The organism is Comamonas sp. SY3 (genome assembly GCF_041730275.1).
Lineage (GTDB): Bacteria > Pseudomonadota > Gammaproteobacteria > Burkholderiales > Burkholderiaceae_C > Comamonas > Comamonas sediminis.
The window spans coordinates 23,322-36,520 of sequence record NZ_JBGTYN010000016.1; the positions used below are offsets into that span (position 1 = coordinate 23,322).

At 65.1% G+C, this 13,199-nt stretch carries 10 protein-coding genes, 1 pseudogene and 2 riboswitches; of the genes and pseudogenes, 9 read left to right on the forward strand and 2 right to left on the reverse strand.

The window, feature by feature from the left end; translation table 11 throughout:
• Nucleotides 1-17: 17 nt before the first annotated feature.
• The 7 genes and pseudogenes from ACCQ08_RS18015 to ACCQ08_RS18045 all read left to right on the forward strand — a co-directional run bounded on the left by ACCQ08_RS18015 (nt 18) and on the right by ACCQ08_RS18045 (nt 9,921).
• The gene (locus ACCQ08_RS18015; protein ID WP_239811661.1) at nt 18-512 is read left to right on the forward strand and encodes a TRAP transporter small permease; all 495 of its coding nucleotides are present in this window, start codon (nt 18-20) and stop codon (nt 510-512) included.
• Complete coding sequence (locus tag ACCQ08_RS18020) at nt 509-1,783, forward strand: TRAP transporter large permease (RefSeq protein ID WP_239811660.1); 1,275 nt, start codon at nt 509-511, stop codon at nt 1,781-1,783. The genes ACCQ08_RS18015 and ACCQ08_RS18020 overlap by 4 nt, the downstream gene beginning before the upstream one ends.
• A gap of 102 nt (nt 1,784-1,885) precedes the next feature.
• Nucleotides 1,886-2,005, forward strand: a riboswitch (glycine riboswitch).
• Between the two features lie 17 nt (nt 2,006-2,022).
• Nucleotides 2,023-2,134: riboswitch (glycine riboswitch) on the forward strand.
• A 51-nt stretch (nt 2,135-2,185) separates the two neighbouring features.
• On the forward strand, nt 2,186-3,319 hold the full coding sequence (gene gcvT, locus ACCQ08_RS18025) for a glycine cleavage system aminomethyltransferase GcvT (protein ID WP_312807296.1): 1,134 nt from the start codon (nt 2,186-2,188) through the stop codon (nt 3,317-3,319).
• 70 nt (nt 3,320-3,389) lie between these two features.
• Nucleotides 3,390-3,764, forward strand: a complete 375-nt coding sequence (gcvH, locus tag ACCQ08_RS18030) for a glycine cleavage system protein GcvH (protein ID WP_373450568.1) — start codon at nt 3,390-3,392, stop codon at nt 3,762-3,764.
• A gap of 165 nt (nt 3,765-3,929) precedes the next feature.
• The gene (gene gcvP, locus ACCQ08_RS18035; RefSeq protein ID WP_373450569.1) at nt 3,930-6,830 is read left to right on the forward strand and encodes an aminomethyl-transferring glycine dehydrogenase; all 2,901 of its coding nucleotides are present in this window, start codon (nt 3,930-3,932) and stop codon (nt 6,828-6,830) included.
• Nucleotides 6,831-6,948: 118 nt separating this feature from the next.
• Nucleotides 6,949-7,719, forward strand: a pseudogene (locus ACCQ08_RS18040) (sulfite exporter TauE/SafE family protein).
• Nucleotides 7,720-7,974: 255 nt separating this feature from the next.
• Nucleotides 7,975-9,921 (forward strand): diguanylate cyclase domain-containing protein, encoded by a 1,947-nt coding sequence (locus ACCQ08_RS18045; protein ID WP_373450570.1) that lies wholly within the window; start codon nt 7,975-7,977, stop codon nt 9,919-9,921.
• Between the two features lie 72 nt (nt 9,922-9,993).
• On the opposite strand, the gene mltG is transcribed toward ACCQ08_RS18045, so the two are convergent.
• The gene (gene mltG / locus ACCQ08_RS18050) at nt 9,994-11,019 is read right to left on the reverse strand and encodes an endolytic transglycosylase MltG (protein WP_239811654.1); all 1,026 of its coding nucleotides are present in this window, start codon (nt 11,017-11,019) and stop codon (nt 9,994-9,996) included.
• A 10-nt stretch (nt 11,020-11,029) separates the two neighbouring features.
• Here mltG and ACCQ08_RS18055 point away from each other — a divergent pair, with 10 nt between their 5' ends.
• Nucleotides 11,030-11,950, forward strand: a complete 921-nt coding sequence (locus tag ACCQ08_RS18055; RefSeq protein WP_312454911.1) for a folate-binding protein — start codon at nt 11,030-11,032, stop codon at nt 11,948-11,950.
• 3 nt (nt 11,951-11,953) lie between these two features.
• Nucleotides 11,954-12,223: a hypothetical protein gene (locus ACCQ08_RS18060; protein ID WP_312408771.1), complete on the forward strand. Its 270-nt coding sequence runs from the start codon at nt 11,954-11,956 to the stop codon at nt 12,221-12,223.
• Nucleotides 12,224-12,253: 30 nt separating this feature from the next.
• On the opposite strand, the gene ACCQ08_RS18065 is transcribed toward ACCQ08_RS18060, so the two are convergent.
• Nucleotides 12,254-13,165, reverse strand: a complete 912-nt coding sequence (locus ACCQ08_RS18065; protein WP_373450571.1) for a YbgC/FadM family acyl-CoA thioesterase — start codon at nt 13,163-13,165, stop codon at nt 12,254-12,256.
• Nucleotides 13,166-13,199: the final 34 nt, after the last annotated feature.

Below are 13,199 nucleotides of genomic sequence, written 5' to 3' on the forward strand. Positions count from 1 at the left end.
TGCCCACCCCGGTCACCATGAAAAACGCATTTCTTGCTTTCGAGCGCTGGACATCAGGCATCGCCATGGCCGGCGCCTGCCTGATGCTGGCCATCGCATCCACACTGGGCATGTTCCAGATCATCACCCGCTTTGTGCTCGAAGAGCCCGCCGAATGGACGGAGGTGCTGATCCGCTTCAGCCTGATCTGGATGGTGTTCCTCGCGATTCCGATGGCTTTCCGCCAAGGCGCGATGGTCAGCGTCGATGTGCTCAAGCGCTGGGCACCGCCGGCGATGCGCCGCCTGCTCAGCGGCTTTGTCTGCATCGCCACGCTGGCGCTGCTGGCCGTGCTGATCTGGTGGGGCTGGGACTATGCCCGCCGTGGCGGCGTGCAGACCATGGCCGGGTTGGAATCGCTGTCCATGTTCTGGGCCTACCTGGCCGTCCCCGTGGGTGCACTGTTTGCCGTGTTTGGCGTCATCGGCAACCTGCTCGAACCCCAAAATACCGAACTGGAGAACGCGCAATGACCGCCGTGATGCTTTCCACGATGGTGCTGTGCTTTGCGCTCACCGTCTCTGTCGCCGTTTCCATCGGCCTGGCCTCGGTCCTGGGCATCCAGGCCAGCAATGCCAACATGCTCATCTCGGTCAAGGAGATGTTTGGTGCGATCAACAAATTCCCGCTCGCGGCCATCCCGTTTTTCATTCTGGCCGGCAACCTGATGGAGACCGGTGGTATCTCGCGCCGCCTGGTCGAGTTTGCCAAGAGCATTGTGGGCGGCGTCCAGGGCGGCCTGCCGATGACCTGCGTGCTGACTTGCATGATCTTTGCCGCCGTCTCCGGCTCCTCGGTGGCCACCACCTTTGCGATTGGCGCCATCTTGATTCCGGCGCTGATCAAGCATGGCTACCCCAAGAGCTATGCGGCCGCGCTGCAAGCGACCAGCGCCGAGCTGGGGGTCATCATTCCGCCATCTATTCCGATGATTCTCTATGGCGTCAGCGCCGAGGTGTCGATTGGTGAGCTGTTCATTGCCGGCTTTGGCCCCGGGCTGCTGATCAGTGCGGCGCTGATGGTCTTTGTCTGGGCCTACTGCAAGTACAAGGGCTGGGGCAAGAACGATGGCGAAGGCCGGCTGGGCTTTGGCAAAGCCTTTCTGCAGGCAGGCTGGGCACTGTTGATGCCGGTGATCATCCTGGGCGGCATTTACGGCGGTGTGTTCACCCCGACCGAGGCCTCGGCCGTGGCCGTGTTCTATGCACTGATCGTGGGCATGCTGATCTACCGCGAGATCCGGATCCGGGACCTGTATGCGATTCTCCGCAAATCGGCGATCTCCTCGTCGATCATCATGTTCATCATTGCCAATGCGGGTCTGTTCGCGTTCCTGATCACCCGCGCCGGTGTGCCCGATGCCATCGGCCACTGGCTGGAACAGGTGCTGCAGAGCCCGGCCATGTTCCTGCTGGGCGTGAACGCGGCGCTGTTCATCATCGGCATGTTCATCGAGACCAGCGCGGCGATCATCGTGCTGGCCCCGATCCTGGCGCCGGTGGCGATGCACTTTGGCATCGACCCGGTGCATTTCGGGCTGATCATGGTGGTGAACCTGGCGCTGGGCATGATCACACCGCCGTTTGGCGTCAACCTGTTTGCCGCCTGCACGGTGGCCCGCATATCGCTGGACCAGATCATCAAACACCTGCTGCCCTTTGTCGGGGTGATCTTGCTGTGCCTGATGGTGATCACCTATGTGCCGGGCATCTCGCTGGGGCTGCGGGATCTGGTCTATCGCTGATCCGGTTTTCCCCGTTTGCATCGCTGAGCCACCGCCCGCCGGTGGCTTTTTTGCGTGTTGGCCAACCCTTTTGCGGGCGCAAGCGGCAAGTTGCCGCTAAAATCGCCGCAGTCAGGAGAGAGTCGCCCCCGTTGTACCCCAACGCGCAGCGCGGCCGCCGAAGGCGCAGGCTACTGCAGATGCAGCTGCTGAACGCTCAGGCAAAAGGACTGGCCCCGCCGCGCAGCTTAGGCCTGCCGGCGTTCCCAGCTGGAGAGAGGTGGCGCCTGGACGCCATCCACCGAAGGAGCAAGCCCCCAGGCCTCACAGCGGCGGGTGAATCTCTCAGGTAAAGCGGACAGCAGGGCAAACAGCATGCAACCGGCAACGGCTGCATGCCTTGATATTTGCCCTGGAGAGTCCATGTCCGCCAACGCATCCGCCCTGCTGTCCACCCCTTTGAACGCGCTGCACATCGCGCTCGGCGCCCGCATGGTGCCCTTTGCCGGCTATTCCATGCCCGTGCAGTACCCGCAGGGCCTGATGGCCGAACACAGGCACACCCGCACGGCAGCGGGCCTCTTTGATGTCTCCCACATGGGCCAGCTGCGCCTGGTCGGCCCCGACGCCGCAGCCGCCTTTGAAACCCTGGTGCCCGTCGATGTGGTGGACCTGGCCATTGGCAAGCAGCGCTATGGCCTGCTGCTCAATGACGACGGCGGCATTGTCGATGACCTGATGTTCTTCCGCGTCTCGGAGCAGGAGCTGTTCGTCATCGTCAACGGCGCCTGCAAGGTGGCCGATATTGCGCTGATCCGCGAACGCATCGGCCAGCGCTGCCAGGTGCTGCCGCTGCCCGACCAGGGCCTGCTGGCATTGCAGGGCCCCCAGGCCGCTACCGCGCTGGCCCGCCTGGCGCCCGGTGTCGATAAGCTGGTGTTCATGACCGGTGGCGATTTTGATGTTGACGGCATCGCCTGCTTCATCACCCGCAGCGGCTATACCGGCGAAGACGGCTTCGAGATTTCGGTGGCCGGCCACGAGGCCGAGGCGCTGGCACGCAAGCTGCTGGCCCAGCCCGAAGTGCAGCCCATTGGCCTGGGCGCGCGCAACTCGCTGCGCCTGGAAGCCGGTCTGTGCCTCTACGGCAGTGACCTCGATGCCACCACCACCCCACCCGAAGCCGGCCTGAACTGGGCCATCCAGAAGGTGCGCCGCACCGGCGGCGCGCGCGCAGGCGGTTTTCCCGGTGCCGACAAGGTGCTCTCTCAGATCGACAACCCCGCCACCCTGACCCGCAAGCGGGTTGGCCTGGTGGCGCAAGAGCGCATTCCGGTGCGCGAGCAGGTCGAGATCCGCAACCTCGATGGCCAGGTCGTCGGCGTGACCACCAGCGGCCTGCTGGCCCCAACCATCGACAAGCCGATTGCCATGGCCTATGTGGAGCCCGCTTTGGCGGCCATCGGCACGCAGCTGCATGCGATGGTGCGCGGCAAAGCAGTGCCCGTCGAGGTGGTGGCCATGCCTTTTGTCCCTCCCCGCTATTTCCGCGGCTAAAGTAGCTGCTGGGTGCGGCTGTCCGCACCCGCCTGAGCACAATTCACGCCTACAAAACTGGAGTATTCCTATGACGATCAAGTTCTCCCGCGACCACGAATGGATCAACAGCGCCGACACCAATGCCGCCATCGTCGGCATCACCGTCCACGCGCAAGACGCGCTGGGCGATGTGGTGTTTGTCGATCTGCCTGAAGTCGGCGCCTCCTTCAACCAGGGCGATGTCGCCGGTGTGGTGGAGTCCGTCAAGGCCGCCGCTGACGTCTTCATGCCCGTGACCGGCGAGATCGTCGAAGTCAACGAAGCATTGCGCAACGACCCGTCGCTGGCCAACTCCGACCCGCTCAACGCCGGCTGGTTCTTCAAGGTCAAGCTCAGCGATGTGGCCCAGCTCGACGCGCTGCTGGACGAGACCGCCTATAACGACTTCGCCGCCAACGCCTGATGGCCCGACCCTGCTACTGGCCTGCCACTGCTGATTGTGTAGGCCACCAGCAGGATTGACAGGCCCAGGAGGCCCCGGCCTCCTCCCCTTTTTTCCTTTTCCTCGCTGCCAGCGCTCTTTGATACCGCGCCAGCCCCAACCCCTCCATTTACACCGATCCGGACCATGCTGATGCCCTCCAAAGAGCCCCTTGCCGCGCTGGAAAACGCCAGTGAATTCATCGCCCGCCACATTGGACCGGACCCCGCCGATGAGGCCCGGATGCTGGCGGCGCTGGACCTGCCCTCGCTCGATGCGCTGATCGACAAGGTGCTGCCCGCCTCCATCGTGCGCAGCAAGCCGATGGACCTGCCCGAGCCGGTGAGCGAGGCGGCTGCGCTGGCCGAGCTCAAGGCCCTGGCCAGCAAGAACCAGGTGCTCAAGAGCTTTATCGGCCAGGGCTACTACGGCACCCTCACGCCCGGCGTGATTCTGCGCAACATCCTCGAGAACCCCGCCTGGTACACCGCCTACACGCCTTACCAGGCCGAAATCTCGCAAGGCCGCATGGAGGCGCTGGTCAACTTCCAGACCATGGTCTGCGACCTGACCGGCATGCCCATCGCCAACGCCTCGATGCTGGACGAAGCCACGGCCGCTGCCGAGGCCATGACCCTGGCCAAGCGCTCGGTCAAGTCCAAGAGCAACCGCATTGTGCTGGCAGGCGATCTGCATCCCCAGACCATTGAAGTCATCCAGACCCGCGCCCAGCCGCTGGGCCTGGAGGTACTGGTGGCCAACAGCCAGGACGCATGGGAATCTGCACTGGCGGGTGAACTGTTTGCCGCCGTCATCCAGTACCCGGCTTCGAGCGGCTGGATCGTGGACTGGAAGGCCGACGTCGATGCCATCCATGCCAAGCAGGCTGCGGCCATCGTGGCGACCGACCTGCTGGCGCTGACCCTGATCACGCCCCCTGGCGAATGGGGTGCCGACATCGTCGTGGGCAACAGCCAGCGCTTTGGCATGCCCATGGGCGCCGGCGGCCCGCACGCCGCCTTCATGGCCTGCCGCGATGACTACAAGCGTTCTCTGCCAGGCCGTCTGGTCGGCGTCAGCGTCGATGTGCATGGCAACCCGGCCTACCGCCTGGCACTGCAAACGCGCGAGCAACACATCCGCCGCGAAAAAGCCACCTCCAACATCTGCACCGCCCAGGTGCTGCCGGCCGTGATCGCCAGCATGTACGCGGTCTACCATGGCCCCGCCGGCCTCAAGCGCATTGCCCAGCGCGTGGCACGCCTCACCGCCATCCTGAGCCGTGGCCTGGCGCAGCTGGGCTTTACCGCCCGCCACCATGACAGCGCCTTCGATACCTTGTCGCTGCACACCAAGGACGCCACCGACGCCATCCTGGCCCGTGCGCTGGCCCAGAGCGTCAACCTGCGCAGGGCCTGGAACGAGTATCTGTGCATCAGCCTGGATGAAACCTCCAGCCGCGCCGATGTGGAACTGCTGTGGAGCATCTTCGCCCAGCCCGGCCAGGCACTGCCCAATATCGAGGCGATGGACGAAGGCAGCACCTCGCTGATCCCCGAAGGCCTGCAGCGCAGCAGCGCCTACCTGACCCACCCGGTGTTCAACACCCACCATTCCGAAACCGCGATGCTGCGCTACATCCGCAGCCTGTCCGACAAGGACCTGGCGCTGGACCGCAGCATGATCCCGCTGGGCAGTTGCACGATGAAGCTCAACGCGACCAGCGAGATGATCCCCATCACCTGGCCCGAGTTTGCCAACATGCACCCCTTTGCCCCGGCCGACCAGCTGCAAGGCTATGCGCTGCTCGATGCCCAGCTGCGCGAATGGCTGTGCCAGGCCACCGGCTACGCCGGCATCAGCCTGCAGCCTAATGCCGGCTCGCAAGGTGAATACGCCGGCCTGCTGGCCATCAAGGCCTACCACGCCTCCAAGGGCGAGTCGCACCGCAATATCTGCCTGATCCCCAGCAGCGCCCACGGCACCAACCCGGCCAGCGCGCAGATGGTGGGACTGCAGGTGGTCGTCACCAAGTGCGATGAGAACGGCAATGTGGACATGGCCGACCTGAAGCTGGCCTGCGAAAAGCACAGCGCCAACCTGGCCTGCATCATGATCACCTACCCCAGCACGCACGGCGTGTTCGAGACCCAGGTGAAGGAGCTGTGCCAGCTGGTGCACAGCCATGGCGGCCGCGTCTATGTGGACGGCGCCAACATGAACGCCCAGGTCGGCCTGGCCGCACCGGGCGAGTTCGGCGGCGATGTCAGCCACCTGAACCTGCACAAGACCTTCTGCATCCCCCACGGCGGTGGCGGCCCTGGTGTCGGCCCCGTCTGCGTGGTCGAGGACCTGGTGCCCTTCCTGCCCGGCCATGCCACCGCTGGCGTGCCCGGCAAGGTGGGCGCGGTCAGCGCCGCGCCGCTGGGCAATGCCGCCGTGCTGCCGATCAGCTGGATGTACATCCGCATGATGGGCGAGCCCGGTCTCAAGCGCGCCACCGAGACGGCGATCCTGAACGCCAACTACATCAGCAAGCGCCTGGAACCTCACTTCCCGACCCTGTACGCCGGTGAGCACGGCCATGTCGCACACGAGTGCATTCTGGACCTGCGCCACTTCAAGGACAGCTGCGGCGTGATGGCTGAAGACGTCGCCAAGCGCCTGATCGACTATGGCTTCCATGCGCCGACCTTGTCGTTCCCGGTGCCCAACACCTTGATGGTGGAGCCCACCGAGAGCGAGAGCCTGTACGAACTGGACCGCTTCATCGATGCAATGATCGCCATCCGTGGCGAGATCGCCGAGATCGAAGCGGGCCGTGCGGCGCAGGATGACAACCTGCTCAAGAACGCGCCCCACACGGCCGAAACCCTGCTGGCCAGCGAGTGGAGCCATGGCTACAGCCGCGAGGCTGCCGCCTACCCCGTGCCTGCGCTGCGCCGCGCCAAGTACTGGAGCCCCGTGGGCCGTGTCGACAACGTCTATGGCGACCGCAACCTGTTTTGCAGCTGCGTGCCGCTGGAGAGCTACGGCACCTCGGCTTAGGTCTTAAGATAGCCTTCGGGCTTCTTCCGAAGCGACCCACCGGGTCGCTTTTTTACGCCTTGGCAACTATCAGCAAAAATCAGCCCGGGACTGCACCCGAGCCCGGAGACTTCTCGGCATGGACACCCTTCTCATCATCGCCATCGGCGCGGCCCTTGCCGGCTTTGTGCAGGGCCTCTCGGGCTTTGGCTACAGCATGACCGCCATGGCCCTGTGGGCCTGGACTCTGGAGCCGACACTGGCGGCGGTGCTCGCCGTGTTTGGCGGTCTGTGCGGGCAGCTCATCCAGGCGTTCAAGGTGCGGCGTGGCTTTGACTGGCGCATGCTCTGGCCCTTCCTGCTGGGGGGGCTGTGCGGCCTGCCGCTGGGCTTGCGGCTGCTGCCGATGCTCGATACCCAGCTGTTCAAGACGGTGCTGGGCGCGATGCTGGTCATCTTCTGCCCGCTGATGGCCTTCTCCCACCGGCTGGGCGGCATCGCGTCCGGGCCGCTGAGCCAGGGGCCTGGGCGCTCGCTGGCCAATGGCCTGGCGGGCCTGGCCGGTGGCGCCATGGCAGCGCTGGGCGGGTTCTCGGGCGTGGTTCCCACGTTGTGGTGCCAGATCACCGGCATGGCCCGGGACACCCAGCGCCAGGTGATCCAGAACTGAAACCTCACGATGCTGGCCGTCACCTTTGCCAGCTATGTGGGCACGGGCCTGGTGAGCCAGCACATGCTGCCGCAGCTGGCGGTCGCACTGCCCGCCATGGTGCTGCCCTCGCTGTGGGGCGCACGGCTCTATGAGCGCATCAGCGATGTGGCCTTCAAACGCGTCGTGCTAGGCCTGCTGACCCTGGCCGGCCTGGCCATGCTGGCCTCCAGCTGGGCTGGAGCTGTTGCATCGAGGTGACAGTCGCACCCGGGTGTCCGGGAGACGCACAGACCCACTCCTATAACAATTGTCAGAGTGTCTCCGTTGCGCTGAGAATCCCCCCCGCCAGCCCCCGATAATCCAGTCGGCCCCTTTCCCGCCCAGGCAGCCCCAATCCCTGCGCACCCGGCCGTGCGCCTGGAACCGGGCACACCTCTGCCCATGCCCGCACCGCACACCCAGACCCTTTTGCCCGCTGAAGGACTGGACTCCAATGGCCCTGCCCTGGAGTCCATGGCTGCGGGTGCGCGCGGGCTCAGTACCTACCTGGTGATGCTGATGCTGGCAGCAGCCCTGCCGATTCTGGCCGCTGGCATCTACACGGTGCAGCATGTCGCGCAGTCCTACCGGGACAGCAGCCTCAACCGCATGCTCGACATCACCAGCAACCTGGGCCAGGCAGCCGAGTCGGACCTGTTGGGCCGGGCAGCGATGCTGCAATCGTTTGCAGCGGACGGCAACTTCTCTTCTGCGCAGAGCCTGGACCGGTGGTTGCACCTGACAGGCATGGGCACGGCCAGCAGCCTGGCGCTGCTGCGCGAAGGCCAGGCCCAGCCGGTCTTGGCGTCCTCCGGAGCGCCAGCGCCCCTGCCGGCCCAGCAAGCGCTGGCCGAGCGGGCCCTGCACAGCAGTGCACCGGTGTTCTCGCAACTCTTCTTTCAGAACGGCATGCCCGCCGTATCGATGGCCGTGCGCGCCGGACCCGCCTCTGCCCAGGTGCTGGTGCTGACCATGCCACCGGCCGAGGCGGTGAGCATCGCCCCCAGCCAGACCAGCGACGGTGTGCTGATCGCCATCACCGATGGTGAAGGCCGGATTCTGGCGCGCTCGGCGCAGGCAGAGCGGTTTATCGGCACCACCGTTCCGGACTGGGCGCGGCTGCAGGCCGTCCATGCCCGCCGCGGCAGCTTCGAAGCCCAGCGTGCCGACGGCGGAGAAGTGATCTTCAGCTTTTACCAATTGCCCAGGACGCCGGGCTGGGTGGTCGTTGCCGGTGAGCCGCTGGAGGACTTCAATGCCCGCTGGCAAACGCCAGTCACCCACATCGTGCTGGCCAGTCTGATGGCGCTGGCCATTGCCGGCCTGCTATGCGCCTGGGTCTCGCGCCAGCTGCTGCGCCCCATCCGGCAGCTGACGGTCAGCACGCGCACCGGCGCCTCCTACGCTGCCGCGACCGGCGGTGGCCAGGTACTGGTGGTGCAGGAATACGAAATCCTGCGCCAGAGTCTCAGCCGTGCGCGTGCGCGTCTGGAATCGGCACTGGCCGCACAAAAGCAGGTGGCAGCCGCGCTGGCCGCCAGCGAGCAGCGGGCCCGCACCTTGGCCCATGCCGGCGCCTCGGTACAGTGGAGCCTGGATGCCAAGGGCCGTGCGCTGTCGATCGTCGGCTGGGAGGCGCTGGGTGGCGCGCCCGATGCACAAGCACTGCAACTGGGCTGGCTGCGCCAGGTCCACCCCGAGGATGCCGAGCAGCTGCAGCGCCAGGCAGCGCAACTGCTGACGGACCATGGCCACACCTTGGATGTGGAGCTGCGTTTGCGCACCCGCGATGGCACCTGGCGCTGGATGCGCGCACGGGGAGCGGCGATCCTGGATCCGCAGCAGCGCATCAGCGAATGGCTGGGCGTGCTGGAAGACGTCGACGACCGCAAGCGTGCGCAGGCCGAAGTGGCCTATCTGGCGCTGCACGACCCGCTCACCGGTCTGCCCAACCGCAGCCTGCTGCAAAAGCCGATCCGCACCCAAGGTGGCACGGCAGGGGCCTTGCTCTACCTGGACCTGGACCGCTTCAAGCAGGTCAACGACACGCTCGGCCACGCCACCGGAGACGCACTGCTCTGCGCAGTGGCAGAGCGCCTGCGCGAGCTGCTGCGTGACACCGACCTGGTGGTGCGCATGGGTGGTGATGAATTCTGCATCGTGCAAAACGCCTCGTCGGCGCAGGCGGCCGCAGGCCTGGCGCAGCGTGTCATTGACCGGCTCAGCGCCGACTATGAGATCGAGGGACAGCGGGTGAGCATCGGCGTGTCCGTGGGCATTGCCTTGTTGACCCAGCCTTCTGACACCCAGGATCCCGACAGCCTGCTGCGCAAGGCGGACATGGCGCTCTACCAGGCCAAGCAGCAGGGCCGGGGCCGCTATGCGTTCTACACCGACGCGCTGGGCAGCGGCAGCCGATAACACGCCCGCCCTCTGCGCGCTGAAACGAAAAAGCCAGCACTGCGGCTGGCTTCTCAGTGCAATGCGCGCAGACTACCGGCCTCGGATATAGGTGTTCACCGCGCGGTTGTGTTCATCCAGGCTCTCGCTGAAGTGGCTGCTGCCATCGCCCCTGGCCACAAAGTACAGCGCCTTGGTGTTTTCCGGCTGGATGGCGGCCATCAGCGAGGCCTTGCCGGGCATCGCGATGGGAGTGGGCGGCAGGCCCACGCGGGTGTAGGTGTTCCAGGGCGTATCGGTCTGCAGATCGCGCTTGCGCAGATTGCCGTCGAATTTCTCACCCAGGCCGTAGATGACGGTGGGATCGGTCTGCAGCAGCATGCCGATGCGCAGCCGGTTGATGAACACCCCTGCCACCATCGCCCGGTCTTCGGCCTTGCCGGTTTCCTTCTCGACAATGCTCGCCAGGGTCAGCAGGTCCTGCGGCGTTTTGAGAGGGCTGTCGGGCGGGTTCAGCGACCAGACCGCTTCGAGCCGCTTGTCCATCGCCAGCATCGCGCGGCGCATCAGCGCCAGATCGCTGCTGCCTTTCGAAAATGCATAGGTGTCCGGGAAAAACCGGCCTTCGGCGGGCAGATCGGGGCGGCCCAGCGCAGCCATGATCTCCTCGGGCGTCATCGCGGCACTGTCGTGGCGCAGATGCTCTTCCCTGGCGATGGCCGCGCGCATCTGGCGCAGGTTCCAGCCCTCGACAATGGTCAGCACGCGCTGGCTGTCTTCGCCGCGCACCAGGCGTGCGAGCAGGCTGCGCGGTGAGGTGCCGGCAGGTATCTCATAGTTGCCGGCGCGGATCTTGCGGTCCTGGCCCGAAAGGCGGAACCACCAGTACAGCAGATCGGGGTTGACCTCGATGCCCACCGCTTGCACCGCCTGGGCCACCGCACGCGGCGAGGTGCCGGGCTCAATCTCCAGCTCTACCGTCTGGCCGCCCTTGCCCAGCACCAGCGGCTGGTTCAACCAGAAATAGGCAGCGCCCGCTGTCGCCAGCACCACCACCACGATCAATGTCAATAAACGCTTCACAACCCTACCGCCTCCGTGCCATGGATCGAGCATCATAATTCACCCCATGACTCAAGCATTACAGGGACACCTTTCGCTGCAGCATTTGGGCGTGATCCGCGCCGAGGGCGCCGATGCTGCCAGCTTTTTGCAGGGCCAGCTCAGCCATGATGTGCAGTTGCTGCCCGTGGGCCAGGCCCGGCTGGCGGCCTTTCTGTCGGCCAAGGGCCGCATGCAGGCCAGCTTCATCGTCATCAAGCGCAGCGCCGAAGAGTTCTGGCTCATCACCAGCCGAGATGTGCTGCCCGCCACGCTCAAGCGCCTGTCGATGTTTGTGCTGCGCGCCAAGTGCAAGCTCAGCGATGCCACCGAGGCCGTGCAACTGCTGGGCCTGGCCGGCGATGCCGTTCCCGCCGAGGCACGCAAGCTGGCGCCCTGGCAAGTGCTGGCGCTGGACGATGCCTCCATCGTGCGGCTTTACGCCGCCGAAGGCGAAAGCCGCGCTTTGCTCGCGGCGCCCGCAGCCAGCGCCCTGCCCGCACAGATCACCGGCAGCCCCACGATCACCGCTGCGGCCTGGCAACTGTCCATCGTGCAAGCCGGCGTGCCGCTGATCACAGCGCCCGTGGTCGATGCCTTTGTGCCGCAGATGCTGAACTTTGAATCGGTCGATGGCGTGAGTTTCAAGAAGGGCTGCTACCCCGGCCAGGAAGTGGTGGCACGCAGCCAGTTCAGAGGTACGCTCAAGCGCCGCATGTACCGCCTGGCCTCGGCTGCGCAGCCCGAGCCCGGCCAGGAGGTCTTTGCCGCCAACGACGACAGCCAGCCGGTGGGCACCGTGGTGCAATCGGCCGCCAGCGCATCGGGCTTTGAGGCGCTGGTGTCGATGCAGATTGCGGCGGCCAGCGCGCCTCTGCACCTGGGAAGCAGCACCGGCGCGGCTTTGCAGCTGCTCAGCCTGCCTTATGCGCTCAAGGAAGACATCTGATTTGTGATCGCTTATGACAGCGGTAACCGTCTGCTTCATCACAAATACGACAATTTCTCAGGCAAAAACGCCGCCACTGCAGCCGTTACAGAATTTTTATGGCATTTGCGCCGTAATTTGCTAAAATTGCGTGACTTTGCGAGCAGGAGCCTTCCAAAAAGCCCTGTGAGCCTGACGGAACAACTACTCAAGCGCATCTTGACCATCACACTTGCCGGGTCTGGGAAACCAGACCCGGCTTTTTATTGGCCAAGTTATCAGGCCTCTGCATAGGGCCATTGGCACTATGCAGGGATCGGTCCGTCAGCGCAGGGTTTTCTGCATCGAGATGTGGGCAATGCCCGCTTCCTCATAAGGCTCGCCCACCACACTGAATCCCGCACGCAGGTAGAAGCTCTCGGCCGTGCGCTGCGCATGCAGCTCGACCTGCCGCTTGCCCTGGCGATCGGCGGCATCCACCAAGGCATCGAGCACCTGGCGGCCCAGGCGGCCACCGCGCAGCGGCTTGGCCACGGCCATGCGGCCAATGCGCATCACATCGGCACGGTGTTCGTTCTGCGCGCTGGGCAACATGCGGCCGGTGGCCACGCACATGTCCAGACCATTGAGCGCCACCGCATGCAACGCGCTGACATCAAAGGCATCGGCCTCGATCTCGGCGGGAATGCCCTGCTCTCGCACAAAGACCTGCATGCGCAGGCGCATCGCCTCCTGGCCCAGCACATTCCAGCTGCCGGTTTTCAGCGTCACCATGTCCTCGCCCGCTTCAAAGCGCTGCACCATGCTGCGGTAAGCCTGGGGCAGTGGCTGGGGCTGCTGCGCAGCATCGGCAAACACATAGACCATGGTCGCCGTGGCCAGCAGCTTGTGGGCGCAATAGATCGCCGCCTCGTACTGCACCGAGGTGTGGCCCAGCTTGGCCACGCGCAGGCCGATGTCGATCACATCATCCAGACGGGCCGAGGCATGGAATTCGAGTTGCGTGGCACGCAGGAACAGCTCGCCACCCAGGCGCTGCATCCCTTCCTCGTAGGGCACGGCCAGCTGGCGCCAGTACTCGGACATCGCAATGTCCACATAGCTCAGGTAGTGGGCGTTGAAGACCACCTTCTGCAGATCGACCTCGGACCAGCGCACGCGCTGGCGGCTGCGGCAGCGAAAATCGGAAAGGCTTCGGGCGGGGGTCTCGAACAGGATCTGGGAAGAGGAGCTCATGGTCTTTTCTGGATTCAACATAGGGGCAATCTGG